Raw genomic sequence first — 26,063 nt, 5'->3', positions numbered from 1 at the left:
GTTGATATCTGGTAAACGGATTCACTGGTTGTGATAGTTATCCGATAATTCAAGTCTATTCGTATGAGTAATTGGGATGGAATGTTTGTTGTGTTTTAGCATTTTTTGTAATGCGTTGTAACTTCTCTGTTTGCTTGTTGTGCATCCGAAGTTGATGATAAATAAAAACGCCTGCTGCATAGAGCAACAGGCGTTTTGTATGGGAGGAGGATTTTGATTAATCCTGCATTTTTCTTAGTTGCAAAATGTCACCGGCTTTGGGTTCTGTTCCAATGGTAAGATGATTGTATTTAAACAGTCGTTTGAGTTTGATGCCATATTTTTGCGAAATGTAATGCATGGTTTCCCCTTGCTTGACAGAGTGCGTGTCGTGGTTGGGATGGGCTTTGTTGTGTTTTGGTTTGATGTAAAGAATTCGGTATTTCTTAATGTTGTCGCTCGAGGCGATATCGTTGTAGTGATAGATTTCCCAAGCGCGCATGGCGAATTCCTTACTAATGGACTCGAAGGTGTCGTTTTCACCAACTTCGATATAAGCAACACCATTGTTGTATTTGATGGGATGCGATTGCCCCATGTTAATCACAAAGTCATCGGTTTTTCGTTTCGATGAGGTGGAAACGTTTTGTTCAAAATCGTCGTTGGCTGCCACAGCGTCATTGTCAATGTGGAAATCATATCGATAGAGTTGATAATCTTCGATGTATTTGATGAGTTTAGCCGGGTAGTTGGGATCGGTCGCATATCCGGCCTTGCGAAGTCCATGCGCCCACCCTTTATAGTCGGTGGTTTCGAGCTCAAACAGGGCAGCATATCTTTGTCGACCGCGCAAAAAATTAGAGTGGTCGACGTATGAATCGTAGGCTGAGTCGTAGTGGCGGAAGCATTCATTTTTTGTGTCATCGTCTTTGTAGACTTTTTTTCCGGTCCAGTCGTGACATTTAATTCCAAAGTGGTTATTGGCATCCACTGCCAGGGAGCTGTTGCCGCTGCTCGATTCTAAGATGCCCTGAGCCAAGGTGATGCTGGCCGGTACACCGGTGCGTTTCATTTCGACAACAGCCCATTTGCTGTATTGCTCCACGTAATTTTGCGTCGACATTCGCTGGGCGACGAGCTTATGTGAGCCCAACGACAGGCAACAAGCCAAGGCGATGGTCAAGTATTTGCTGTTCATTTTATTGTTTTGCATTTCTGATTCGTTGCAAAGATAAAAAAAACGGAAATGATGCCACCCGGCGTTTCTTTTATTCGGATGCATTATCTTTGGTTGAGCCGGCAGTTAGGGATGGAACCTACTGGCGCGAATAATGTTTTCATATAAAAATAGAGAGCCATGCCGCAGATGCAATTGACCATTTCTTATTGGGAGTATGATTTGAATGACGGAGCAATTCCGCAAGATATTCAGCGATTGATTGATAAATCAATCGCAGTGCGTGAAGGTGCTTATGCTCCTTATTCTCGTTTTCAGGTGGGGGCGGCTTTGTTGCTCTCCGATGGCAGTGTTGTTACCGGCAATAATCAGGAGAATGGGGCTTATCCTTCGGGATTGTGTGCCGAACGGGTGGCCATGTTTTATGCCAACGCGCAGTATCCTCATTTGTCAATCCGAGCCATTGCTCTTGCTGCGGGCGAAGGTGCCGATCTGACCCAGTCGCCCATCACCCCATGTGGTGCCTGTCGTCAGGTAATGCTCGAAAGCCAAGGGCGTCAAAATCATCCCATTGAGGTGTGGATGGTAGGAAAAAATAAAGTCATCAAACTATCGTCGGTGGACAGCTTGATGACTTTTGCTTTTGATGGCAGTTCGTTGAAAAAATGAGTGTTTTTATCCCATCATGTTTCTAAATTCGCGCCACAGTGGTTCGTCTTTAGGTGGTTGTGCCTCAATGATGATGGGCTCGTTTTTTACAGGGTGAATGAATTCAATGCGTCGCGCATGTAGCGAGATGCCACCGTTGGGGTTCGACCTGGCAAAACCATATTTGAGGTCACCGCGAATGGGGCAGCCGATTTTGGCGAGCTGGGCGCGGATTTGGTGGTGGCGACCGGTTTTCAAATCGACCTCCAACAAATGGTAATTTGACGAACTGGATATTAACTTGTAGTGAAGAATGGCTTCTTTTGAGCCTTTGCGGTGTTTGTTGAACACGTGCGATTTGTTCTTCTCTTCGTCTTTTAAAATGAAATGTACCAAGTCGGCTTCAAACTCTTCGGGTAATTGTTTTACAACGGCCCAATAGGTTTTTTTGACTTCTTTTTCGAGGAACATTTTGTTGAGGCGTACCAATGCTTTGGTGGTGCGTGCAAAAACCACAATACCGCTTACGGGTCGATCCAGTCGATGGGCAATGCCAAGGTACACGTCGCCCGGTTTGTTGTATTTTTCTTTGATGTATGCTTTTACCGCATCGGCCAGTGTGCTATCGCCGGTTTCATCGCCCTGCACCAGGTCGGAGTTGGTTTTGTTGACGGCAATGATGTGGTTGTCTTCGTATAAAATATCTAACTTCATTACTTGTGCTTACATGATGTGTTTTGTCGCAAACTCAACGGAGAAGGTGTGGATGGTTTTGCGATGATGATTGATGAAAGGCATTATCCCTTCATTTTGTTTGTGTGCAAATGTACAATAAATAACCTTGCAATTGAAGCGTGAATCTGCGTACGAGACGGTCGTTTTTTGTCCCGGGGATGTGTTGTGCTCAACTTTTTGGTCGTTTCATTGGTTATTCAGATATCTTTGCATTTCGTTCGAATGACTACCGAATATTGAATTTCATGACTCATCAAGCCAACTTTCCTCAGGTCAACGGGCATGTTCCGTTTGAAGTATCCCGCACTCTGCTCGAAAAATACAATCAGGCTGTTCCGCGCTACACCAGTTACCCGCCTGCCAATCTGTTTGGGCCGTTTCATAGTTCCAGCTACCGGCAAGCTTTGGAGGCATCGAATGGGCAAAAGCCTGATAATATTTCCATCTACATTCACATTCCATTTTGTCATAAAATCTGTTTCTATTGCGGATGCAACTCCACCCGCATGGGGCAAACCGAGCAGGTAAATGCTTATGTAGATGCCATTTGTCGTGAGTTGGAGATGGTGAGGCAGCATTTGGCACCGCATCGCAAGGTGTCGCAAATTCATTATGGTGGAGGAACGCCCAATGCCATTGCTCATACGCATTTGAATCGCATCAATCGGTTGATTTTTGATTTGTTTCCCATGGCTGAGCAGCCCGAAATTGCCATTGAGTGCCATCCCGGCTATCTCAATGAGGAGTATATTAAAGCTTTGGTTGATGCCAGGTTCAATCGGGTGAGCTTGGGGATTCAGGATTTTAACCTCCAGGTGCTCAAGACGGTCAACCGCGATCCGTCTCGTTTACCCGTCGACGAAGTGATGCGTCTGTTTAGGAAATACAATGCTGATGTAAAAATTAATCTCGATTTTATTTACGGTTTGCCCGGTCAATCACCCGAGAGTTTTGCGCAAACCGTTAGCCAGGCCATTGCTCATGCCCCCGATCGCATTGTGACTTTTTCGTATGCGCATGTTCCCTGGATTAAGAAGTATCAGGAGGCCTTGGATCGAGCCGGGTTGCCGGCTCCCGATATCAAGCTGAAGATGTTTGAAACCGGATTCCGATTAATGGCAGAAGGGGGATATCGCGAGGTGGGGATGGATCATTTTGCCCGTCCCGATGATGAAATGGTCAAGGCTTTGGATTCCGGGACTTTGCATCGTAACTTTCAGGGGTACTGTACCCGTCAAACGACCGGACAGGTTTACGCCTTTGGTGTGTCGGGCATTAGTCAGTTGCATCGGCATTATGTGCAAAATACCAAAGATATTACTTTATACATCGACACAATTAGCCGTGGCGAGTTTGCCGTAGAAAAGGGGGTTGCGTTGAGTGACTCTGAGGTTGTGGTGAGAGAAGTGATTAATTCATTGATGTGTAATCGCTTCGTGTTGTGGGACGAGTTGGAGACCGTGTTGGGTGTAGATGCGGCAGAGATTCGCCGCATTGTCCATTTCAGAGACGAAGATTTCGTTGGCTTGGTCGATGATGGCTTGGTGGAAGTAAGTGACCAAGGGGTGCGGGTCACTTCAGTGGGACGTTTCTTTATTCGTAACGTGGCCGTGATGTTCGATCCTGCCTTTAAGGGTGGCAATTTGACCTATTCTAAATCGGTTTAATCACATAATTATATTAACGAGATGGCATCAGTGGTGGTGATTGGAGCCGGATTGACCGGCTTAACGACGGCATATTATTTAAAGAAACAAGGGCATCAGGTAACCGTGATTGAGAAATCGCATCGAGCGGGAGGAGTGATTGAAACTCATCACGAACAGGGATTTACCTTTGAGTCGGGGCCAACCACGGGGGTGCTGAGTCACCCGGAAGCAGGCGAGTTGTTTGCTGAGTTGTCGGGGCTTTGTCGGGTTGACATTGCCAACCCCGATGCCAAGGTCCGTTGGATTTGGAAGGACAATGGCTGGCAGGCATTACCATCAGGGCTGTTGAGTGCCATTAAAACACCACTCTTTACCTGGGGCGATAAGTTTCGCATCTTGGGCGAGCCTTGGCGTAAGCCCGGAACCAATCCCGACGAATCGTTGGCCGACCTGGTGCGCCGCCGTATGGGGCGGAGTTTTCTCGATTATGCCGTAAATCCGTTTGTGGCTGGTGTGTATGCCGGTGATCCCGAACGGTTGGTAACCCGTTTTGCTCTCCCCAAACTTTATCAGTTGGAGCAGACTTATGGCAGTTTTGTGAAGGGAACGATAAAAAAACGGAAGGAACCCAAAGCACCCAATGCGCATTTGGCCACGCGCGAAGTGTTCTCATTTGAGGGTGGACTCGATCGATTGGTGACGGCTTTGATCGAAGCCATTGGACGTGAGCGCGTGCTAACTCATTGTGGTGAGGTGGCAGTGAGTGCTGTGAATGAAGGCTCCTGTCGATTTCGGGTGACGGGAGTTCGGCATCAGCAACCGTTGGAATTATCGGCCTCACACGTGGTGACCACTTGTGGCGCCGGAGCGTTACCCGATTTGTTGCCGTTTGTTGATGGCTCTCGCTTGCAGTCCTTTGTCGATTTGCATTATGTACCCATGGTGCAGGTGGTGTTGGGCTTTCGGCAGTGGCGGGGCATATCACTCAAAGCTTTTGGAGGTCTGGTTCCCGAGCGTGAGGGGCGCGATGTGTTGGGGGTTTTGCTCCCGTCGTCATTTTTAAAACAACGTGCACCCCAGGGTGGGGCTTTGATGATGGTGTTCATGGGGGGCAGGCGTCACCCCGTAGTGCTTTCGCTGACTGATGAGCAGGTGATGGAGCGTACTGCGCGTGAGGTGTGTGCCATGATGGGGTTGAAGGCGTTTGACCCCGATTTGGTGCGGATATTCCGTTATCAGCATGCCATTCCGCAATACGAGGCTGATACCGGGCGTCGGCTCGCGGCTGTTGAAAGCATTCAATCGCAATATCCTGGTCTGGTGATTGGGGGCAATCTCCGTGGGGGTATTGGAATGGCCGACCGCATTCGGCAGGGGCGCCAGATGGCCGACGCCATTACCGCGATGGGTGAGTGATGATTATCCGGCTTCAATGATGTTTTTTAGGCCTTTTACCCATTGCGGGGTTGCATTGAGACTCTCGACCAGAGTGAGGTTTTCGCCCCCATGTTCGCGAAATAGTTCCCTGTATTCAAGACCAATTTCGATGGTTGTCTCAAGGCAGTCGGCCACAAATGCGGGGCTTACAACCAAAAGTTTTTTAACGCCTTTTTTAGCGAGCGACTGAATGGTCTCGTCGGCAAATGGTTGTAGCCATCCTTTGCCCAGGCGGGACTGGAATGCTGTGGTGTAATGTTCTGGGTGTAAGTTTAGTTTGTTTGCCAGCAGGCGGGTGGTGGCGTGGCAGGCCGCGTGGTAACAGTAGGCGTTGTCTGTCGTGTAGGTTTGATGACAGTTGAGCTCTTGGCAGGTTTTTCCGGGATGTGTTCGTAGCACATGGCGGATGGGCAACCCATGGTACGAAAAGAGGATGTGGTCGTAGTCGTGCAGGGTGTGTTGGCTGATTTGATGTGCGAATGCCTCGATATACGCGGGGTGTTGGAAGAACTGTCCTATGATATTTACCCGGGGGATTACATTTTGGTTTTTTAAATGGAGCAGTACTGCTTCAATGGCAGTGCCGGTTGTGGATGATGCATAATGTGGAAACAGAGGTACGATGGTCAGACGGTTGTAGCATTTTTTATTAATCTGATTAAGGATGCTCGGAATGGACGGATTGCCATACCGCATGGCCAGGTAAACGTCTGCTTTGTCTTGCATCTCATGTTGCAGGGCATCGCGTAGCAGTATGCCGTTGTGAAGGAGGGGCGACCCGTTGGGAGTCCACAATTGTTGGTACAGTTTGGCCGATTTGGGGGCTCTGAATGGCACGATGATGCCGTTTACCAATAGCTTTCGCCCCAGCCAGGGCAGGTCAATGACGCGTCCGTCGCCCAAAAACTGGCTCAGGTATCGTCGCACGTCACCTGTGCGAGGAGTGTCGGGCGTGCCGACATTTATCAGGAGAATGGCCTGGGGCGGTGTCATATCTTTAACGATTGTGTTTTGAACATTAACAATTGAGGCGCCGGGTTGTTTGGCGTTGGCTCGGGTAAAGATAGCTGTTTTGTGGTGTTGATTTTATTGTCCTTGTGACTGTCGTGTTGCAGTAACAGGGAAGGGAAATCTGACAAAACGACACAGAAAGGTGACAGATGTGTCGCTTGTGTGGTTCTTTTTGCCAAAAAACCTGTCAGAATCACCTTTTTTGATTGTGGCACACCCTTTGATTAATGGAGGCTGTGACTGAGAATTAACATTTACAATACAATAAATTTCAATTAAAATGGGAAAGATAATTGGTATCGACTTAGGGACCACCAACTCATGTGTTTCGGTTATGGAAGGCAACGAGCCGGTGGTTATCCCCAACAGCGAAGGGAAACGCACCACGCCTTCAATCGTGGCTTTTATTGAAAACGGGGAGCGTAAAGTGGGCGATCCTGCCAAGCGTCAGGCTATCACCAATCCACATAAAACAATCTATTCAATTAAACGTTTAATGGGAACTTCTTATGGCGAAGTGCCTCATGAAATTTCTCGTGTGTCGTACGAAGTGGTGCGTGGTGACAATAACACCCCCCGCGTGAAAATTGATGACCGCATGTTCTCTCCTCAGGAAATCTCGGCCATGGTGCTTCAAAAAATGAAGAAAACTGCCGAAGACTATTTGGGGCAAGAAGTGACAGAAGCAGTGATTACCGTGCCTGCTTATTTTAACGATGCACAGCGTCAGGCCACCAAAGAGGCCGGCGAAATAGCCGGATTGAAAGTACGTCGTATCATCAACGAGCCCACAGCTGCTGCCTTGGCCTATGGTTTGGATAAGATGCACAAGGATATGAAAATCGCAGTGTTTGACTTGGGTGGCGGTACTTTCGATATCTCTATCCTCGAATTGGGGGATGGCGTTTTTGAAGTCAAATCGACCAATGGTGATACTCACCTGGGGGGTGATGATTTTGATGATTCCATTATCAATTGGTTGGCCGAAGAGTTCAAGAAAGACGAAGGCATTGACCTGCGTCAGGATCCCATGGCTTTGCAGCGCTTAAAAGATGCCGCCGAGAAAGCTAAAATTGAACTTTCCAGCACCACGTCAACCGAAATCAACTTGCCCTACATCATGCCCGTAAACGGTATTCCCAAACACTTGGTGCGCACCCTTACTCGTGCCCAGTTTGAGCAGTTGGCCGACCGTTTGATTCAGCGTTCGCTCGAGCCTTGTAAAATCGCTTTGAAAGATGCCGGCATGACGCCTTCGGACATCGATGAAGTGATTTTGGTGGGTGGTTCAACCCGTATCCCCGCCATTCAGAAAATTGTGGAAGATTTCTTCGGTAAAAAACCTTCGAAAGGAGTGAACCCCGATGAGGTGGTGGCCGTTGGTGCTGCCATTCAGGGGGGCGTGTTGACCGGTGAAGTGAAGGATGTATTGCTGCTCGACGTGACTCCGCTTTCGTTGGGTATTGAAACCATGGGCGGTGTGATGACTCGTTTGATTGAGTCCAACACGACTATCCCCACCAAAAAATCAGAAACATTTACCACGGCGGCCGATAACCAGCCTTCGGTTGAAATTCATGTTCTGCAGGGTGAGCGTCCCATGGCTCGTGATAACAAAACCATTGGTCGTTTCCACCTCGACAGCATTCCGCCTGCCCCCCGTGGCGTTCCTCAAATTGAAGTGACTTTCGATATCGATGCCAACGGTATTTTGCACGTAACGGCCAAAGATAAAGGCACCGGTAAAGAGCAAAGCATTCGTATTGAGGCTTCATCGGGCTTGACCGACGACGAAATTAAGCGCATGCGTAACGAGGCTGCTGCCAATGCCGACGCCGACAAAAAAGCCAAGGAAGAAATTGACAAGCTCAACCACGCTGACAGTTTGATTTTCCAAACTGAAAAGCAGTTGAAAGAGTTTGGCGATAAGTTACCTGCCGATAAAAAAGCGCCCATTGAAGCTGCTTTGGAAAAACTTAAATCAGCACATGCCGCCAAGGATTTTGCCGGCATCGAAGCAGCTACTAATGAACTCAACAGCGTGTTCCAGGCTGCTTCTCAAGAGATGTACAACGCAAGTCAGGCTCAAGGAGGCAGCGCACAGCAGCCTCAGGGCGATGCAGCGGGCAGCCAAAAGAAAGACGACGAAGTCACCGATGTGGACTTTGAAGAGGTGAAATAACAATCCTGAATCAAGGATGATTGATAAATGGCCGGAAGATGATTCTTCCGGCCATTCATTTTTTTGCAACCTTGTTAATGGCATCACGTTTCAATATTCGGGCACCCAACAGTCTGCGTTGGCCAACTTTTTTCATTATTTTTACGTTCGTCAAACCCCTAAGCGTGCATGGTTATGAAGTGTGTTGCGGTTGTGTTTTTTTTGATGATGGTCGTTTCGTTTTCGTCTAAGGCTCAGATGGGCGATTTGTTTGGACCGCCGCCGGCTCTGCGAAATAAATCCGTTGAACCCCGTCGTGAAGGCATCAATCAAACTGACGATAAAGGACGTAAGCAGGGAGCCTGGCAAAAGAATTACACGTCGGGGAAGCCTTCGTACACTGCTACTTTTAAGGATGATAAACCTGTTGGGGAGCTGATTCGTTATTATCCCACCGGCAAAGTGAGCGCCCGTATTGTTTATGATGTCACGGGTGATAAAGGGAAGGCTGAGCTATTTGACGAAACCGGACTGCTCATTGCAAAAGGCAATTACATTGGTACATTGCGTGATAGTATTTGGCTTTATTACGTGGGACGCAATCAAATCGGTTCGAGTGAAAACTACGTGATGGGGAAGCGTGAGGGTAACAGCCTTACTTATTTTCGAAATGGGAAGGCATCAGAGCTAATTTTTTGGAAAAATGATCAAAAAAATGGTGTGTGGGAGCAGTACCATGAAGTTGGTGGGCTGAAACTTCGTTCGCAACACGTCAACGGGAATATACACGGGAAATACGAAACGTTTTACTCCGACGGCAAACCCGAAATTGTTGGCCAATATGTCAACGGACTGGAACATGGCAAGTGGCGGTTTTATTTTCAGTCGGGTAAGCTCGACTATGAACTGGATTACGATATGGGCCGGCTCAAAAATAAAGAGGTGCTCGAAAAGCGGGAGAAAGAGCTCTTTGATGAATTTGAACGCAACAAGGGTAAACTGAACGACCCGGAGCAAATGCGTAATAACCCTGAGCAGATGCTGTTTGGTCAATGAAAAAACGATTGATCATATCATCTCGAATGAAGGCCGATGGATGGAAATTCCATCGGCTTTTTGTCATTTTGTTATGTTGGGTTTGTTTTTTACCCACTGTGGCGCAGGACTATTATTATTGGGTTGGGTTAAAAGATAAGCAGGGCACTCCCCATGTTTTCTCTAAACCTGAAACATTTTTATCGCCTCGGGCGATTTCCCGGCGTGCCCGACAGGGGATTGCCATCGACAGTACCGATCTGCCCGTGTCGCCGGTTTATGTCAATAAATTGAAGGCGTTGGGACTGATGGTACGTGATACCTCGCGATGGCTTAATGGGGTGATCGTGACTGCTGGTGATGCCCATTGGGTCGAGTTGTTGATGCAGCAGGGCTACGTGCGCGAGGCGGCTCTGATTAAAACGCCTTTGCTTAAAAGTGTATCTCTCTCCAAAGGGGCGCCGCGCAGCGAGCTCAAGTCCACTAATTCAGAGGTGGACTTGTATGGTGCGGCTTATGACCAGCTGAGCATGCTGAACGGTCAGGCTTTGCACGATGTCGGCTACAAGGGTGATGGGATGCACATTGCTGTAATTGACAACGGATTTTTGATGGTGAATCGCTCGACCTGGTCGGAAGGGCTTCAAATATTGGGGACGCGTGATTTCTTTTCGCCCGGAAGCAATGTGTTCGAGGGGAGTAGCCATGGCTCTACCGTATTGTCGGTGATGGCCGGTGTAAAGAGTGGTGCTGTGAAATATTTGGGGGCGGCGCCCGAGGCCGCCTATTGGTTGCTTCGTACTGAGGATGCGGTCTCTGAATCACCTTTGGAGGCCGATTTATGGGTGTGTGCGGCCGAATTTGCCGATAGTGCCGGGGTGGATGTCATCCAGTCGTCGTTGGGCTATTTTACGTTCGATGATCCCTTGTTAAATTATTCTTATGCCGACCTCAACGGGAGTACACGCATTTCCCGGGCTGCCAACATGGCAGTCGATAAGGGGATGGTGGTGGTGGTTTCGGCTGGTAACGAGGGCGATAAAAGCTGGAAATATATCACGGTGCCCGGCGATGCAGCCAATGTGTTGTCGGTAGGATCGGTGCGAAGCGATTTGTCAATATCGTCATTTTCGGGATGGGGACCTACACCTGATGGGCGCATCAAACCCGATGTGGTGGCTCGTGGTGAAGGGGTGGCCATGATTTTGCCTTCGGGCCATGTGGCCGGTTATGGAACCGGAACGTCTTATGCGGCGCCCATCATTGGCGGGTTGGCCGCCTGTTTGTGGCAAAGCCGCCCTCAGCTCAAGTCTCACGAGGTGGTGGACGCCATTCGAGCTTCGGCAGTGCGGCAGCCCCACTGGGACGTGAACCGTTATGGTTTTGGGGTGCCCGATTTTACTAAAGCGTGGTTCTCAACTCAGGCTGAGGTTGCACCGGCCGATGTGCACTGGAAGGTATGGCCAAATCCTTTTTCTGAATGCATCAATGTGTCGGCCAATGGTGTCCCTGATCATCTATCGGTACTGCTCACCATTTATAATAGTATGGGTAGCCGGGTTTGGCAGGAGCGTCGTGCACTTCCGACCGTTGTGGATGGATTGGGGCATTTGGGGCGCGGCGTTTACGTTCTTACCATCGACCTGAATCATCAAATCAAAACCATTAAACTGATCAAACCATAGCATGTCACAACCATCCATCACACTTTTGGAGCTGGGCACGCGCATTAAAAATGCGGTGGCAGCGGCCTTTGACCTACCGGTATGGGTGACGGGCGAAATCAGCGATGTGCGCATGCACCGCAACGGTCACTGTTATCTCGAACTCATTCAAAAGGACGAGGCTTCAAACCAGGTGGTCGCACGCATGCGAGCCACCATCTGGGCCAGTACGTTTCGCATCATTAAGCCTTATTTCGAAAGCACCACCCGGCAATCTTTATCGGCGGGGATGAAGATATTGGTGAGGGGAACGCCCGAATATCAGGAGGTGTACGGGTTGAACTTCAATGTCATTAATATGGACGCCACCTACACGTTGGGCGACATGGCACGTCGCCGCATGGAGGTGATTGCCCGTCTGCAAGCCGAGGGAGTGTTCGACATGAACCGCGAACTGGAGCTGCCGGTGGTGCTGCAACGCATTGCCGTTATTTCATCGCCCACGGCGGCCGGGTACGAGGATTTTCTCGACCAGTTGCGCAACAACCGTCAGGGCATCCGTTTTTATGTGAAGTTGTTTCCGGCCATCATGCAGGGCGAACGCGCCGAAGCATCTATTATTGAGGCATTGGGACAGGTGTATGAGCATGAGGATTTTTTTGACTGTGTGGCCATCATGCGAGGAGGGGGAGCTTCGGCAGATTTGGTCTGTTTTGATGGCTACGACCTGGCGTTGCATGTGGCGCAGTTCCCGCTGCCGGTGCTCACGGGCATTGGTCATGACCGCGATGAATCGGTGGCCGACATGGTGGCACATACCCAACTGAAAACGCCCACGGCGGTGGCCGAATTTATCATTCATCACGCCATGGATTTTGAGCAGTGGCTCGATCAGGCACTTGCCGATGTCACATCCGCCTGGGACGAGTATCTGGATGATGCACATGACCGTTTGGAGCGTGCTGCCGGCCGTTTTGTGCCCCTGGTGCAGCAACATCTCGAGCGGCAACGCGGTCGTTTGATGCGATTTACCGACCAATTGGGGCATCGCACCACCACGGCACTAACCCGTCGGCAGGTGCGCCTCCATCAGGCGGGGCAACGCCTGCAGGGAGCCACCGGGCAGCGGTTTGGCCGTGAGCAGGTGCGTCTGCTGATGCTGCGGGAACGTTTGCAGCGGGCATCGTTGGCTCTCATCAAGAACCGGCATCAACACCTCAATTTCCTCGATGAAAAAATGCGCCTGCATGACCCCGTGAACATTCTCAATCGGGGCTTCTCGGTGACCTATTGCAATGGGCGAGTGGTGAAGCATCCTTCGGACGTGAAGTCCGGCGACGTGCTGACCACGCTGCTGAAGTCTGGTGCCATCTCATCTATTGTCGATTAAATTCACTTAAATATTCATTCACCGCGCAGTAAGCGCCAAACAATACATCACATGAGCAAAAAAGCAATCACCTATAGCGAGGCAATGGCCGAAATAGAACTCATTCTTCGGAAAATAGAACAGGAGGAACTGGATGTGGATGACCTCTCTGAAAAAGTGAAACGCGTGGCTACCCTCATCAAAATGTGTAAAGAAAAACTGCACAACACGCAGGAGGAGGTGGATCTGGTGTTGAAGGAGATGGAATAAATTTCTATTTGTTGTTGAGATGGGCAGCTCCGCGAGACGGTGCTTTTTATCTTGTTGTTTAAGGCAATTGACAGAGAATTGAATTTCTATCAATTGCCTTTTGTTTTTTTGTATGTTGGCGTTTGAAGGAAATGCTAAAACCAGCAGCTAATTGAATTTCTCTTGATGGTTACCAGCACCGATACACCCCAATGGCATACGTGAGCCAATAGCCGGGGGCTCTTTGTGCTGATGTCCATCCCGCCCCGTGGTCGAGAACCTTACCGAAGCCGATTTGGCACGAGAACCATTTTTTTCCGCGGTACACCAGGCTCGGGCCGATGAGCCTGACTGCAAAATCATTTCTGAAACCCTGTTGGCAATATTGTAACGACACAAAGGGACTGTTGAGTTGTGGACACAGGTGATAGTTGACCCCCACGGCCATGGAGGTGTTGCCCAGCATGCCCAGCCCGGCCTGTGCGCCCCATCGGCGTGTCAATGCATATTCGATGTCGGCACCCACCAGTGCCCCGCCGCCTTGTAACAGCCCTAATGTGAGGGCATATCGTGGCATGTCATCGGTGGTTTGTGCCTTGGCGTTGGATGTGCTCACGATGGTGAGCAACCATAAAAGTGCAATGAGGGAGTGGGGTGGTTGCATGGTTGGGGGGCGTTGGTGCAAAGATATACGGTATATCTTCCCAAACAAGGGAGCAAATTGCCGTTTTGAACTTGGATGTTGTCGTTGTCTGGTCCAATAATGGAGTTGTGAACGAGAATGATCCCGTTGCTTGCCTCCACGTTTTTGTTCTGATAGACGACGTTTTCCGTTCGGAGGAGCAATTTGATATTTCGAACGGGAATCGAGGGGTCTTTAACTCCGACAATGCCGTTCGGAACGGAATGTTTTCCCTTCGGAACGGGAATTTTTTGCTCTTCAAAACAGAAATTTCCTGTTCGAAACGGCAATTTCCTGTGTCGGACAGGATTTTGCTGGTTTTTGGATGAAAACAATGCCGTTCTGAACGGGAATATTTCCCTTCGGAACGGCATTGTTTCTTCTTTGAACGGGATTGTCGAGCTTCGAAACAGCAATTTAGAAGCTCATTCTCACCCTCCCCATCACATGGCGTCCTGCTTGCGGGAAATAACCATCCAGCACGTCCTCGATGTTTTCGGAGACGTAGCGATACACCCAGGCGTTGGAGATGTATTGCTCGTTAAGGATGTTGTTCACTTGCAAGCCAAAGTCGAAGGCGCACCAGCCTTTCACCGGCAAATGGTAATTCAGCACCACATCATTCACCAGGTAGGCATCGAGCATGCGTTGGCGGTTCGAGGTATTGTCGATGAATTGATCGCCCACATACTTGCTCATCCACGAGGCCGTGAGGTTTTTAATGGGTGTCCATTCGGCTTGTCCCGATGCCGTTACCGATGGCGAAAAGGCAATGTCGGTCGTACCCAGTTCTGCTACAAGCTGAAAGGGTTGATTGTCAGGATCGTCCCAATAACTCCAGTTGTCCACATGGGAAGTAAAGTTTTTGATTTTGTTTTCCGACAGGGCCACACTGCCCGACACCCTGAGGCTGTTGAACGGTTGGATGCCGGCCGTGACTTCGATGCCCCGTCGGAAACTTTCGGGTACGTTGGTCATGATGGCTGAGCCCACGTTGTTCACTTCGCCCGTGAGTACCAGTTGATCGTCATACATCATGTAATAGGCGTTGAGTTGCACAGCCCATCGATCCGACTTCCATTCAATGCCCGCCTCGTAGTCGGTGAGTTTTTCGGCAGTGGGTTTTTTGTCGATGTCGGCATCGCGAAAGTCGTTGCGCGAGGGCTCGCGGTTGGCCACCGCCACTGAGGCAAATACGCGTCCGCCTGTTGCAAAAGCATAGTTGATGCCTGCCTTGGGGTTTACAAAGGCGAAGCTTTTGCGGAGCGCCAGGTCGGTAAAGTCATCGTGCAGCCCTTCCATGTGGTAAGCCACGCTGCGGTATTGCAGGTCGCCGTATATGCTCACCCCGTCGGCCACCTCAAGGGTGGCTTTGGTGTACCAGTTGAAGTCGTCCTTGGTGCCCTTGTTGCGATACCATTCGTATGGCAGCGCCGTGCCGTTGTTCACAGACATCCACACCACATCGCCAAAGTGACGTCCCAGATAGCGGTTGGCAGCGGCTCCCGACACCAGGTGCAGATGGTCGGTTTGGTAAATCCACGAAAACACCGCCCCGTAAAAGTCGTTGTCGAGCCATTTTTGGTTCACCAGGTCGGTGCGTTTCACTTCTTTACCATCCACCACCACCGACGAAAAGGGCAGCCCGTATTTGCTGAACTTGGTGTCGTACTTGTACGATTCGTAGTAACCCTCGCCATGGGTGTAGTGCAGCGATGCGTTTATGTGCATGTTGCTTTGTATGCGGTGCGACAGGTGCAACTGATAGTGGTTCTGTTCGTAGTTGTCGGTTTGGTTGGCGTACAGGTAGCGGTTAAAGGTGCGCGCATCGGCTGAGTAAAGGTTTTCGGCCTCGGCCTGTGACCAGCCGTCCATCATCACCAATTTTTCCATGCCGGCGCGGTCGCCATTGAGCTTCACCTTGGGCACGCCGTTCCACGCCTGATAAGTGTGCTCCTTGCCCGAAAAGGTGACAAAGCGCAGCGAAGTGGCTTCGGAAAAGTACCCTCCCGAGAGGTAGAACGACTTGAGATCCGAAAAAGCGCGATCCACAAAACCATCGGAATGCATGTTCGACAGGCGCACATCAAAGGCGAATTTGTCGTTCAGTAGTCCGGTTTTGACCATCACCGAGTTTCGCAACGTGTTGAACGACCCGTAGCTGTTGTCGGTCACCACTTGCGGGGATGCCGACACGCCCAGGGTACTCAGGTTGATGGAACCGCCAAATGAGGCCGCGCCGTTGGTGGATGTGCCCACGCCGCGCTGCACCTGCATTTCGTCGACCGACGAGGCAAAGTCGGGCATGTTCACCCAATACACTGCCTGTGACTCGGCATCGTTGAGGGGGATGCCATTCACGGTGATGTTGATGCGCGAGGCATCGGTGCCTCTCAGTCGCAACCCCGTGTAACCCACGCCGGTGCCGGCATCGGAGGTGGTCACCAAGCCGGGCGTGAGGCTCAGCAGGTAGGGAATGTCCTGTCCGTAATTCTGTTTGTCGATAGCTTCGCGGGTGATGCCGGTATAGGCCACCGGGTCGTTTTTCTGTGCCTTGATGGCCGAAATCATCACCTCTCCGGTGACGATGCTGCGTGAGGTGAGCACCACGTTGTGATCCACATCGCCTGCCACGTTAACCGGTGCCGTGTATGGTTCGTAGCCGATGAACGATGCATTGAGATTGTGGGTGCCACTTTTCACGTTGTCAATGACAAACTGGCCGGCCGCGTTGGTGGCCGCTCCCCGGCCGTCGATGAGCACGGCCGCGCCTGGCAGGGGTTCGCCATCGGCATTTCTCACATGGCCGCTTACGGTGTGCTGGCCATTGACCCACAGGGTCATCATCAGGCCGGTGCAGGCCGTCAGCAAAAATCTTTTCATGGGATTGAAGCAGTTTTTTAATGAAACAAAACGAAAAACTGCAATGAGGAAGTCCTAAAACCATTTTCCCTTGTCGGCATGACCCGACCAGGTTCGAAGGGTATAATCTCAGCCCGCGTATTCAGGCACCCCATTGTAGAGCATTTCAACAAAACAACGCAAAGGTGGGGTTTTTGTTCGAACGGGGCAAACAAAAGCCCCACTTGTCTAAGCAAATGGGGCGATGTGTTGATAAGAGAAACCTTATTAAAAGGTTATATCTGATTATTTTTGAACTTTTAGCACGTTGCTGATAATTTGTTCAAGGCTTTCCTTGGGTTGAAAACCCATCACGGCCTGGGGCTGTCCCTCCAGAGGAATAAACACCACCGTAGGGAGGCTGCGGATGCCAAAGGTGGCAGCCAGCTCTTTCTCTTTGTCAGTGTTGATTTTATACACCTGCAACTTGTTGCCGTATTGTTTTTGCAAATCTTCGAGCACGGGGCTCAGCATGCGGCAGGGTCCACACCAGTCGGCATAAAAATCGACAATGGCCGGCACGTTGCCCGCATATTTCCACTCTTTGTTGGCTTCGTAATCGAACACCTTGGCCTTAAAGGTCTCTTTGGTGAGATAAACCACCTTGGCCGAATCGGCGCTTACGGCCACGGAGCCGTTTTCAGGTTTTTCGTTGTTGGCGCACGAGGTGGAGGTGCTGAAAAACACGCCCAGCAATGCCGCGATAACCAAGTACTTCATCATTTTTTTATTTTTTACAAACATAGTCAAAATTGTTATGCATCCCCGAAGGGGAAATGTTAAAGAGGGATCGAACCATGGCATTGCCGGGCGATGAGGACGGAGTGTCGGGAATGATTATTTCTCAACTCCCAGTACCTCTTTGATGGCTTTCACAAACGACTCCTTGGGCAGCGCGCCCATGGCCATTTGTGGCTGACCTTCTTTGGGAACGAACAGCAGCGATGGAATGCTTTGAATGCCAAACACGCCCGCCAGTTCGCGCTCGTCCTCGGTGTTGACTTTGTAGATGTCAATTTTGCCGTCGTACTCTTTGCTGAGTTCTTCGAGCAGTGGAGCCACCATTTTGCAGGGCCCACACCAGTCGGCATAAAAGTCAATCATGCAGGGGCGCTCGCCTTCAAATACCCACTGTTGGTTCTTGTCGTAGTTGAATACCTTGGCCTTGAAGGTTTCAGCTGTTAAATGTTGTACCATTTTATTGTGTTTTAAATTGTTTCGGGTTTGAATGATTGCTGATACGGGAATGTTTGAATTTGGTTATACAAATATATGTAGATTTTTAGATGTGACAATATCAAATCGTGTGCCAATGCAAGCTTTCTTTTCCAAATCGGTGGCAGACCATTTAAAATTGTATTTTTGCAGGCTTAAATAATTAACAATCTCGGGCTCCGTTCTGTTTTATGTCCAGGTGGTTTGACCCCTTGTTCGTCTATTGTCTTGTTGTCTGAATGAGACATTGTGTCAGTTTCCGGTGCCCTGTCATCATACAATTCCTGCAAAACGTGAAGGAACATCTTAAACATCCTGTATTTAAAACCGCCTCGCAGCTGGCCGACGAGATGAATGTGGAAGCCTATGTGATTGGCGGTTTCGTGCGCGACTTGTTTCTCAATCGCCCCTCCAAGGACATCGACATTGTGGTGATTGGCAGCGGTATTGAACTGGCCGAAAGGGTGGCGCAGCGCATGGGTGGCTTGCGTGTGAACGTATTTAAAACCTTTGGAACGGCCATGATTCGTCATCGCGATACCGAAATCGAGTTTGTGGGGGCACGCAAAGAATCCTATTCGCCCGATTCGCGCAAGCCCGATGTGGCGCCCGGCTCACTGGAAGACGACCAGAATCGTCGTGATTTCACCATCAATGCGCTGGCGCTGGGGCTCAACAAGCACAACTTTGGTCAGTTGCTCGATCCCTTTGGCGGCAAAGAGGATCTCGACAACCAAATCATCCGCACCCCGCTCGATCCCGACATCACCTTTTCGGACGATCCGCTACGCATGATGCGGGGCATCCGGTTTGCCACGCAGCTGGGATTTCATATCGAGGAGGCCACCTTCGAGGCCATCGCCCGCAACAAGGAGCGCATTCACATCATCTCGCGCGAGCGCATTATCGACGAAATGAACAAGATCGTGATGGCTCCCCGGCCTTCCATTGGCTTCAAATTGCTCGAAAAGACCGGCCTGCTGGCCATCATCTTCCCTGAATTGCAGGCTCTCAAAGGCGTTGATTCGGTGAATGGGCGTGCTCATAAAGACAACTTTTATCATACGCTTGCGGTGCTCGATCAACTGGCGCCTCACAGCGACGACCTGTGGCTGCGGTGGGCCGCCTTGTTGCACGACATCGCCAAGCCGCGCACCAAACGCTACGATCCCAAGCTGGGATGGACGTTTCACTCGCATAATTTCGTGGGAGAGAAAATGGTGCCCGACATTTTTAAGCGCCTCAAACTGCCCCTCAACGAGAAGATGAAGTTTGTGCAAAAGCTGGTGGGACTGCACATGCGCCCCATTGTGCTGAGCGAGGAGGTGGTGACTGACTCGGCCGTGCGCCGTTTGTTGTTTGAGGCCGGCGATGACATTGACGCGCTCATGACCCTGTGCGAGGCCGACATCACCTCGAAAAACGAGGATAAGGTGAAAAAGTTCCTCCGAAACTTCAAGGTGGTGCGGCGCAAGTTGCGCGAGATTGAGGAGAAAGACAAGGTGCGCAATTTTCAGCCACCTGTGTCGGGCGAGGAAATCATGGCGCATTTTGCACTGCCACCTTGTCGTGAAATCGGGCTGCTCAAAACGGCCATCAAAGATGCCATTCTCGACGGCATCATCGAAAACGACCGCGAACAAGCCTGGGCATTTATGCTCAAAACAGCCGCTGAGCTGGGCGTCGAGAAGAAATAACCGATTCAATCCTCCTGCATGACAACCCAAGCCAATGGTTTTTTCGCGCTGACCACCTACGCCCCTGTTCCCGGGAGCGAACTCGTGGTGGTGGCCTGGCAGCTCAAGACGCCCGAAAACGTGGGGAGCATCATCCGCACGGCGGCCAATGTGGGTGCTTCGCGTGTGCTGGTGGTACAACCCGACGGGGTCAATTACAAGCGTTACAAATACGAACGGGTGGCCGGAGCTGCCCTCCAGCAATTAAGTGTGTTGCTGGTCACACCCGATGAGGTGTGGACCCATTTGGCCGATGGCATGGTAACGGTGGCGTTGGAGACTTCGCCGGGATCGGGCAATTTATACTTCTCGGCATTGCCTGACAAAATGGCGCTCATGGTGGGCAACGAGCAGGACGGTTTGCCGGCCGATGTGTTGAGCCGTTGTGCCATGGCCGTGCACATTCCCATGCCGGGGACGGTGAAGTCGATGAACGTGTCGCATGCCGCTGCTGTGGCCGTGTTTGAGTGGTATCGCCAGATGTCACTCCCCGGTGCGGGGTGAAAAGGTGCCGATGACCGGCAGGTGATCGCTGAATCCGCCCTGGTATCGGGGGCCGATGTAGGTGCGATGCAGTTTTTTGCCCATGTAGGTTTCGTCGTCAATGAGTAAAAAGGGGAGGTCGGCCACCCGGTAGTGAATGTGTTGCATGCCCTCGCGCATGGCGGGGGTGATGAGCATCTGGTCGATGGTTTCCCAATGCTGACGGTATTTGTTGGTGCCCTGCTGTTTGTTTTCCTGAATGTCGTATAAGTTGAAAAATGCCGATTGCGAGAGCCGTTGCAGGCTCGAGTCGGCAGGCGAGTCGTTGAAATCGCCCATCATCAGGATGTAGGCGCGGGGATGAATGGCCGTGATGGAGTCGTGCAATGCCAGCGCCCTGTTGGCTGCCGCAATGCGTTTGTGAGCCGATGCTTCGGCACCTCCAAAGCGCGATGGCCAGTGGTTGACCATCACCCACAGCGTGTCGGTGCCATCGACAATTCCTTTGACCAATAAAATGTCGCGCGTGGGCTTGCCATCGGGCAGGTTGACCTTTACGGGGTGCGATTCAATGGGCGTGAAGCGGTCGTGGCGGTAGAGCAGCGCCACGTCAATGCCGCGCCCGTCGGGCGAGTCGAAGTGCACAAACCGGTAGTTGATTTCCGAGAGTCCCGTCCAGCCGATGAGGTGCTTGAGCACCGTCGCGTTTTCAACTTCGCACAAGCCCACCAGGGTTGGCGGTTCCCATTGTCCGGCGGCCACGATGGTTTTGGCAATGTGATGGAGCTTGGTTTTGTATCGTCCAAAATTCCAATGGCGAGGCGAATCGGGCAGGTACTCGTTGTCGCCCGTCGAGGTGGTGTCGTCCCAGGGGTCAAAGAGGTTTTCGGTGTTGTAAAACATTACAGAAAAGGGCGCCTGCGCCACGAGTGACCCCGTGAACAGGCACATGATCGCAGCTATGAGGATTGCGCGAAAGGGGATGATGCGGTGGGAGGTTTTCAAAGGAAGGTGTATTTTTAAATGAGAAAAAACGAAGCGTAAGAATAACCGCTGAGGCAAAGGCGCTGAGTTAATTTGTAACGCCTCGTGTTGAAATTCAAAGGCAGATGACTCTTTTACTGAGTGACGCTGAAGTTTCTTCTCCTCACTGGTTCTCATCTTCTCTCACTGCAACTCAGTGTCAGTTCTTTGTTGGATACGCCAGGGAAGATGAGTTTACGCTGAGTGATCTGCTTTTTTTTTATTTGAACACAAGGTATCGTTTTCTCAACCCAATGTCGTTAAGTTAAGAAAAGAAGACGTAAGACGATGAGACAGATGATGAGATGAGGAAAGACGTTTAGATCTGTTCTCTTCGTCTCTTCAGTCTAATCTGTCTGTCTGATGTCTAAAAGTCTTCTTGTCTTTTATTCTATTGTCACTCACTCAACGACATTGAAATGCGACATTTCATTCCGCTTCAACGCGCTCATAGGCGCCCAGGTCGGGGTTGTCGTCCACAAGGCGTTTGTTGCCGTCGGCATCGGTGGGATAGGGCTGGGCATAGATGGCGCTGCCGATGTCTTTGGCCACCGAGAGGGTGTCGAGGCGGTAATCGTATGCTTTAGTGTTTTTGAACATGGGGTTTTGGTTAAGGATGATGTTGCGAAAATGATTCACATCGTTGAGTTCCTCCATGCGGCTGTCGGCTTTAATGAGGCAGTGTTCAAAGCGGTAGTCGGCCGTTTCGGTCTCCTGGTCGCTTTTGAGGTCGAAGGCCAGTTCGGTGCCATGGCTGCCGGTGATGATGCAGTTGGCAAACACCGTTTTGGTGACAGGCACAATGACGTTGTTGCCGCTGCTGTTGCGGTAGTAGTTGTTGATGAACAAGGCGGCCGAGGTGCGTGGTTGGCCGTAGTTGGGAAAGAAGTTGGCAATGGTGCAGTGGTAAAACTCGTAGCTGCCGCCCACGGTAAGAGCCACCGAGTGGAGTCCGCAATCGGCAAACAGGCAGTTGTAGGCCAGGACGGAGGAATTTTCGGTGAGCAGACCCACCGACGATATGTGCTCAAAGCGGCAGTTGGCAAGCTCCAGGGGGGCATCGTGCCCCAATCCGATGGAGTCGGCCTGAATGCCGATGACGCCGTTTTTAATGATGGCATGGTCGATGCGGTTGTTTTTGCTGCCCGGGAAAAAGTGGATGAAACCCCACTGGCCGGGGATGTCATCATAATCCTTCTCCAATCGGTCGCCCTCAAAAGTCACGGGGGCTTCTACGGTGCCATTGACCACGAGTGAGCCTTTGACAATCATGCTGGCGTTGTTGTGGAAGTGGATTCGGGCACCGGCATCGACAGTCACCTGCCGGAGCGAATCAATCACCACATAATCGTAAATCAAATAAGGCTTGTCGGCCGTGAGGGTTTGCGAGCCAAGCCGTGCCTGGCGCAATACGGTCACATCCTGCCCGTAGGCAATGAGCTTGACGGCCTGTGTGAGGTGTTGGGTGATGAACAGCACCGAGTCGAGCATCACCACGGGGTTGTTCACGCCCAGCGGGTCGACGGTTACTTCGACGAAAATGTATAGGCTGTCGCGGCTGCGCAGGCGCACATCGGCGAGCTGGTGGGTGGCGATGCCGTTGATGTTGATGCGGAAGCTCGAGTTGTCGCCACCGGCCAGGGCAATGGCGTCGATGGTCATGTCTTCTTCGTAGGGATTGTAGAGTTTAAACTGGCGGGTGGCCGATCCCACGGCGGTGAAAACGGTGTCGAAGGTGAGCGTGTCGGTTGAGAATTGCAGTCCTTCCGAGCCGCCCCGGTAGGTGTAGTCGCGTTCGCAGGCGCTGAAGGTCAGGATGGATGTCAGTGCAGCCATCGCCAGCCACATGATGTGCCGGGTGTGAAGTGTGATGGTGCGTAACGAGGCGGTGCTGTGCATGTTGATGGGGGTAAGGATGATGAAAATCAGTTGTTAAAATTATCACATTTATTTGAAACGTCATTCCTTTTGTTTTGGTATGTGGATGAGGAGAGTGCCTGAGGAAGAGAGTGGCAAAGTGGCAAAGGAAGAGAGTGCAAAATTGCAAAAGTGCAAAAGTGTAAAAGTGTAAAAGTGCAAGAATGCGGGAGTGCAAAAGTGCAAGAGAGTACATCAAGCAAAGTAATTCACGACACAGTGCTCTGTAAGTCCCCCTTTGGGGGATATAGGGGGCTTTTTACTTGTCTAAATAAAAGTGCGGCCCGGCCGTGACTTTTGTGGCAAATCGCTTTAACTTGCAAGCGTAAACCATTGTTGACCCTTCATACAATATTGTATATGATCCCACCTCGTCAGCCTTATACCTTCGACCGGGCCGTGCGCATGGCCATTACGGCCCTGACCATTGCTGCCTTGTTGTTGTTGGTACGTTACCTCAGCAGCGTGTTGCTGCCCTTCATCATCGCCCTGTTTTTGGTGTATCTGATCAACCCGTTGGTCAAGTCCATCCAGCGGGTGTTGCATCTGCGCAAGCGCATGTTTGCCGTCATCATCACCCTGTTGCTCATCTTTGGTGTTATTGGGGGCATTGTCTATTGGATGGCGCCGGTGTTTGCGCGTGAGATGGTGCGCATGGCCAACCTGATTCGCATTTATGTAGAGGACATCGACTACAAAGCCATGTTGCCGCCCAGCATCGACACGCAGCTGCGCGACTTTTTGCGCGATTACAACGTGATGGATTATTTCAATCCCGAGAACTTTGGCCCCATCTTGCAAAAGATATCGTCTAAGATGTGGACTTTCATCTCCGGGTCGTTTCATGTGATGTCGATGCTGCTGGGGATGATGATTGTGTTGCTGTATGTGGTGTTTTTGTTGCTCGATTTCGACAGGTTCGAGAGTCAGTGGCCCGGCTTTGTGCCTGAGAAATATCGCAGCCTGGCCATGGAGGTGGTGGGCGACATGAAGGATGGCATGAACACCTATTTTCGCCTTCAGGGGCTCATTGCCCTCATTGTGGGGGTGCTGTTTTCCATTGGTTTTACCATCATCGGGCTGCCCATCCCGTTTGTGATCGGGATGTTTATCGGGCTGCTCAATCTGATTCCCTATTTGCAATTGTTGGGGATTATTCCGGCGTTGTTGCTGGCTTTGCTCAAGGCGCTGGAGGCCGGCACCGGCTTTTGGCACGAGGCGTTTTTGGTGCTGCTGGTCATTTCGGTGGTGCAGCTCATACAGGATTTGGTGCTGGTGCCCCGCATCATGGGCAAAGCTTACAATTTGAACCCCGCCATTCTGTTACTTGCCCTGTCGGTGTGGGGCAGTTTGCTGGGCATCATTGGTTTGTTTTTGGCCTTGCCGCTCACCACGGTGCTCATCTCGTTCTACAAAAAGTTTGTCCTTCACGTGGGCAAGGACGACCGCCCCCTGATTGTTGATTCGCACGAGCAGCCGGTGACGTCCATGCGCCTGCCGCCCGAGAGTTGAGGGGGTGTGAGGACTTTTCAAGTGAAGAAGATGCCAGACGTTGAGACAGAGGATAAGATGAGGAAAGTTTTTCAGATCCGTTCTCTTCGTCTCTTAAGTCTAATCTGTCAGTCTGAAGTCTAAAATTCTTCTTGTCTTTTTCCGAGTGACCATGTTTAAATGGCAATCATTCCCCTGCCATAAAACAAAAAAAGCTGCCCTCATCGGACAGCTTTTTTCATGTTACATCCCCCGTAGGGGTTATTTCTTTTCGAGCACTTCCATCACTTCGCGCACGTGCTTGCGGCTCTCTTGCATCAGGGCCATCTCCTCGCTGTTGAGTTTGAGTTCGATGACTTTTTCAACCCCGTTTTTGCCCAATACCACGGGCACGCCCAGGTAGCAGTCGTCGATGCCGTATTCGCCTTCAAGCTTGATGCACACGGGCACCACGCGGCGTTGATCTTTCACGATGGCCTCGACCATTTGCGCGGCAGCAGCGCCGGGCGCATACCAGGCCGATGTGCCCATGAGTTTCACCAGCTCGCCACCGCCCACTTTGGTGCGTTCGATGATGGCGTTGAGTTTATCGGCGTCAATGAGTTCGGTCACCGGGATGCCGCCCACGGTGGTGTAGCGGGGGAGTGGCACCATGGTGTCGCCATGACCGCCCAGCAGCATGGCCTGAATTTCTTTGGGCGACACTTCCAGGGCTTCGGCCAGGAAGGCGCGGTAGCGCGCCGTGTCGAGGATGCCGGCCATACCCAGCACGCGGTTGCGGGGGAAGCCCGAGGTGAGGTGCGCCTGGTAGGTCATCACATCCAAGGGGTTCGATACGATGATGATAATGGCGTTGGGTGAATATTTTACCACGTTTTCGGTCACCATTTTCACGATGCCGGCGTTGGTTTCAATTAAGTCATCGCGGCTCATGCCCGGTTTGCGAGGAATGCCCGAGGTGATGACCACCACGTCCGAATCTTTGGTACGGGCGTAATCGTTGGTGACGCCCACGGTGCGGGTGTCGTAACATGTGATGGGAGATTTTTGAAATATGTCCAGCGCTTTGCCTTCGGCCACACCTTCTTTGATGTCGACCAAAACCACTTCGTTGACAATTTCACGATAGGCCAGCACATCGGCACAGGTGGCTCCTACGTTTCCGGCTCCTACTACGGTGACTTTCATAAGTGTATTGTGTTTTGTGTTATCTATTTTTCTGAGATAAAGCCTTGCGTAACCGGCCATGAGCATGCTGCCGCAAAGCCTCACAAAAATAGTATTTCCTGCTTGCTGGCCGAGGGCAAAAGATGAAATTTTTCTTTATTTCCCCCCATTTTTAACCTCTGTTTGCAAATGTGTCTGGTCGTTTCATCTGTCTGTCTGATGTCTTCTTCTCTGACATCATCATTAAGGGAAGATAAGAAGACGCCAGACGGTGAGACAGAGGATGAGATGAGGAAAGACGTTTAGATCTGTTCTTGTCGTCTCTTCAGTCTCA

At 50.9% G+C, this 26,063-nt stretch carries 21 protein-coding genes; 11 read left to right on the top strand and 10 right to left on the bottom strand.

The window, feature by feature from the left end; all coding sequences use genetic code 11:
* Window positions 1–217: 217 nt before the first annotated feature.
* Complete coding sequence (locus LX69_RS13760) at window positions 218–1,177, bottom strand: glucosaminidase domain-containing protein (protein WP_111446651.1); 960 nt, start codon at window positions 1,175–1,177, stop codon at window positions 218–220.
* Window positions 1,178–1,336: 159 nt separating this feature from the next.
* Here LX69_RS13760 and LX69_RS13755 point away from each other — a divergent pair, with 159 nt between their 5' ends.
* Window positions 1,337–1,825 (top strand): cytidine deaminase, encoded by a 489-nt coding sequence (locus LX69_RS13755; RefSeq protein WP_111446631.1) that lies wholly within the window; start codon window positions 1,337–1,339, stop codon window positions 1,823–1,825.
* 6 nt (window positions 1,826–1,831) lie between these two features.
* On the opposite strand, the gene LX69_RS13750 is transcribed toward LX69_RS13755, so the two are convergent.
* The gene (locus LX69_RS13750; RefSeq protein ID WP_111446630.1) at window positions 1,832–2,518 is read right to left on the bottom strand and encodes an RluA family pseudouridine synthase; all 687 of its coding nucleotides are present in this window, start codon (window positions 2,516–2,518) and stop codon (window positions 1,832–1,834) included.
* Window positions 2,519–2,784: 266 nt separating this feature from the next.
* Here LX69_RS13750 and hemN point away from each other — a divergent pair, with 266 nt between their 5' ends.
* On the top strand, window positions 2,785–4,206 hold the full coding sequence (gene hemN, locus LX69_RS13745) for an oxygen-independent coproporphyrinogen III oxidase (RefSeq protein ID WP_111446650.1): 1,422 nt from the start codon (window positions 2,785–2,787) through the stop codon (window positions 4,204–4,206).
* Between the two features lie 21 nt (window positions 4,207–4,227).
* A complete protein-coding gene (gene hemG / locus LX69_RS13740) occupies window positions 4,228–5,604 on the top strand; it encodes a protoporphyrinogen oxidase (RefSeq protein ID WP_111446629.1) in 1,377 nt (458 codons plus the stop codon).
* A gap of 3 nt (window positions 5,605–5,607) precedes the next feature.
* On the opposite strand, the gene hemH is transcribed toward hemG, so the two are convergent.
* Window positions 5,608–6,618, bottom strand: coding sequence for a ferrochelatase (gene hemH, locus LX69_RS13735; RefSeq protein WP_111446628.1), 1,011 nt, complete (start codon window positions 6,616–6,618; stop codon window positions 5,608–5,610).
* A gap of 298 nt (window positions 6,619–6,916) precedes the next feature.
* Here hemH and dnaK point away from each other — a divergent pair, with 298 nt between their 5' ends.
* From dnaK to xseB, 5 genes are all read left to right on the top strand, one after another.
* Window positions 6,917–8,818, top strand: a complete 1,902-nt coding sequence (gene dnaK / locus LX69_RS13730; protein WP_111446627.1) for a molecular chaperone DnaK — start codon at window positions 6,917–6,919, stop codon at window positions 8,816–8,818.
* 168 nt (window positions 8,819–8,986) lie between these two features.
* Window positions 8,987–9,853, top strand: coding sequence for a toxin-antitoxin system YwqK family antitoxin (locus LX69_RS13725; protein WP_111446626.1), 867 nt, complete (start codon window positions 8,987–8,989; stop codon window positions 9,851–9,853).
* Window positions 9,850–11,517, top strand: coding sequence for a S8 family peptidase (locus LX69_RS13720; RefSeq protein ID WP_111446625.1), 1,668 nt, complete (start codon window positions 9,850–9,852; stop codon window positions 11,515–11,517). Before LX69_RS13725 ends, LX69_RS13720 begins: the two co-directional genes overlap by 4 nt.
* A 1-nt stretch (window position 11,518) precedes the next feature.
* The gene (xseA, locus tag LX69_RS13715; RefSeq protein WP_111446624.1) at window positions 11,519–12,886 is read left to right on the top strand and encodes an exodeoxyribonuclease VII large subunit; all 1,368 of its coding nucleotides are present in this window, start codon (window positions 11,519–11,521) and stop codon (window positions 12,884–12,886) included.
* A 51-nt stretch (window positions 12,887–12,937) separates the two neighbouring features.
* Entirely contained in the window at window positions 12,938–13,135 is a 198-nt protein-coding gene (gene xseB, locus LX69_RS13710; RefSeq protein WP_111446623.1) for an exodeoxyribonuclease VII small subunit, read from the top strand.
* Window positions 13,136–13,304: 169 nt separating this feature from the next.
* Here xseB and LX69_RS13705 read toward each other — a convergent pair whose 3' ends face one another.
* The 4 genes from LX69_RS13705 to trxA (LX69_RS13685) form a co-directional block, all read right to left on the bottom strand.
* Window positions 13,305–13,778 carry a hypothetical protein gene (locus LX69_RS13705; RefSeq protein WP_111446622.1) on the bottom strand — a complete coding sequence of 158 codons (474 nt, stop codon included), beginning with the start codon at window positions 13,776–13,778 and terminating at the stop codon, window positions 13,305–13,307.
* Between the two features lie 435 nt (window positions 13,779–14,213).
* Window positions 14,214–16,679, bottom strand: coding sequence for a TonB-dependent receptor (locus LX69_RS13695; protein ID WP_111446620.1), 2,466 nt, complete (start codon window positions 16,677–16,679; stop codon window positions 14,214–14,216).
* 264 nt (window positions 16,680–16,943) lie between these two features.
* A complete protein-coding gene (gene trxA, locus LX69_RS13690; protein ID WP_245935022.1) occupies window positions 16,944–17,420 on the bottom strand; it encodes a thioredoxin in 477 nt (158 codons plus the stop codon).
* A 114-nt stretch (window positions 17,421–17,534) separates the two neighbouring features.
* The gene (gene trxA, locus LX69_RS13685) at window positions 17,535–17,894 is read right to left on the bottom strand and encodes a thioredoxin (protein WP_111446619.1); all 360 of its coding nucleotides are present in this window, start codon (window positions 17,892–17,894) and stop codon (window positions 17,535–17,537) included.
* A 311-nt stretch (window positions 17,895–18,205) separates the two neighbouring features.
* On the opposite strand from trxA (LX69_RS13685), the gene LX69_RS13680 reads away from it, so the two are divergent.
* Window positions 18,206–19,609, top strand: a complete 1,404-nt coding sequence (locus LX69_RS13680) for a CCA tRNA nucleotidyltransferase (RefSeq protein ID WP_221621363.1) — start codon at window positions 18,206–18,208, stop codon at window positions 19,607–19,609.
* Window positions 19,610–19,627: 18 nt separating this feature from the next.
* The gene (locus LX69_RS13675; RefSeq protein WP_111446617.1) at window positions 19,628–20,152 is read left to right on the top strand and encodes a TrmH family RNA methyltransferase; all 525 of its coding nucleotides are present in this window, start codon (window positions 19,628–19,630) and stop codon (window positions 20,150–20,152) included.
* Here the strand turns inward: LX69_RS13675 and LX69_RS13670 are convergent.
* A complete protein-coding gene (locus LX69_RS13670; RefSeq protein WP_111446616.1) occupies window positions 20,132–21,136 on the bottom strand; it encodes an endonuclease/exonuclease/phosphatase family protein in 1,005 nt (334 codons plus the stop codon). The genes LX69_RS13675 and LX69_RS13670 overlap by 21 nt on opposite strands.
* Before the next feature lie 447 nt (window positions 21,137–21,583).
* On the bottom strand, window positions 21,584–23,053 hold the full coding sequence (locus LX69_RS13665) for a hypothetical protein (RefSeq protein ID WP_111446615.1): 1,470 nt from the start codon (window positions 23,051–23,053) through the stop codon (window positions 21,584–21,586).
* 378 nt (window positions 23,054–23,431) lie between these two features.
* Here LX69_RS13665 and LX69_RS13660 point away from each other — a divergent pair, with 378 nt between their 5' ends.
* Complete coding sequence (locus LX69_RS13660) at window positions 23,432–24,583, top strand: AI-2E family transporter (RefSeq protein WP_111446614.1); 1,152 nt, start codon at window positions 23,432–23,434, stop codon at window positions 24,581–24,583.
* Between the two features lie 240 nt (window positions 24,584–24,823).
* Here LX69_RS13660 and mdh read toward each other — a convergent pair whose 3' ends face one another.
* Complete coding sequence (mdh, locus tag LX69_RS13655) at window positions 24,824–25,750, bottom strand: malate dehydrogenase (protein ID WP_111446613.1); 927 nt, start codon at window positions 25,748–25,750, stop codon at window positions 24,824–24,826.
* Window positions 25,751–26,063: the final 313 nt, after the last annotated feature.

The organism is Breznakibacter xylanolyticus (assembly GCF_003254275.1).
GTDB classification, from domain to species: domain Bacteria; phylum Bacteroidota; class Bacteroidia; order Bacteroidales; family Marinilabiliaceae; genus Breznakibacter; species Breznakibacter xylanolyticus.
The sequence above is the reverse complement of the archived record's forward strand: the minus strand, read 5'-3'. Positions and strand labels throughout refer to the sequence as shown.

Bases quoted from the DNA above. Each gene is read 5' to 3' on its own strand.
- LX69_RS13760 (WP_111446651.1), bottom strand. From the start codon at position 1,177: ATGAACAGCAAATACTTGACCATCGCCTTGGCTTGTTGCCTGTCGTTG.
- LX69_RS13755 (WP_111446631.1), top strand. From the start codon at position 1,337: ATGCCGCAGATGCAATTGACCATTTCTTATTGGGAGTATGATTTGAAT.
- LX69_RS13750 (WP_111446630.1), bottom strand. From the start codon at position 2,518: ATGAAGTTAGATATTTTATACGAAGACAACCACATCATTGCCGTCAAC.
- hemN (WP_111446650.1), top strand. From the start codon at position 2,785: ATGACTCATCAAGCCAACTTTCCTCAGGTCAACGGGCATGTTCCGTTT.
- hemG (WP_111446629.1), top strand. From the start codon at position 4,228: ATGGCATCAGTGGTGGTGATTGGAGCCGGATTGACCGGCTTAACGACG.
- hemH (WP_111446628.1), bottom strand. From the start codon at position 6,618: ATGACACCGCCCCAGGCCATTCTCCTGATAAATGTCGGCACGCCCGAC.
- dnaK (WP_111446627.1), top strand. From the start codon at position 6,917: ATGGGAAAGATAATTGGTATCGACTTAGGGACCACCAACTCATGTGTT.
- LX69_RS13725 (WP_111446626.1), top strand. From the start codon at position 8,987: ATGGTTATGAAGTGTGTTGCGGTTGTGTTTTTTTTGATGATGGTCGTT.
- LX69_RS13720 (WP_111446625.1), top strand. From the start codon at position 9,850: ATGAAAAAACGATTGATCATATCATCTCGAATGAAGGCCGATGGATGG.
- xseA (WP_111446624.1), top strand. From the start codon at position 11,519: ATGTCACAACCATCCATCACACTTTTGGAGCTGGGCACGCGCATTAAA.
- xseB (WP_111446623.1), top strand. From the start codon at position 12,938: ATGAGCAAAAAAGCAATCACCTATAGCGAGGCAATGGCCGAAATAGAA.
- LX69_RS13705 (WP_111446622.1), bottom strand. From the start codon at position 13,778: ATGCAACCACCCCACTCCCTCATTGCACTTTTATGGTTGCTCACCATC.
- LX69_RS13695 (WP_111446620.1), bottom strand. From the start codon at position 16,679: ATGAAAAGATTTTTGCTGACGGCCTGCACCGGCCTGATGATGACCCTG.
- trxA (WP_245935022.1), bottom strand. From the start codon at position 17,420: ATGATGAAGTACTTGGTTATCGCGGCATTGCTGGGCGTGTTTTTCAGC.
- trxA (WP_111446619.1), bottom strand. From the start codon at position 17,894: ATGGTACAACATTTAACAGCTGAAACCTTCAAGGCCAAGGTATTCAAC.
- LX69_RS13675 (WP_111446617.1), top strand. From the start codon at position 19,628: ATGACAACCCAAGCCAATGGTTTTTTCGCGCTGACCACCTACGCCCCT.
- LX69_RS13665 (WP_111446615.1), bottom strand. From the start codon at position 23,053: ATGCACAGCACCGCCTCGTTACGCACCATCACACTTCACACCCGGCAC.
- LX69_RS13660 (WP_111446614.1), top strand. From the start codon at position 23,432: ATGATCCCACCTCGTCAGCCTTATACCTTCGACCGGGCCGTGCGCATG.
- mdh (WP_111446613.1), bottom strand. From the start codon at position 25,750: ATGAAAGTCACCGTAGTAGGAGCCGGAAACGTAGGAGCCACCTGTGCC.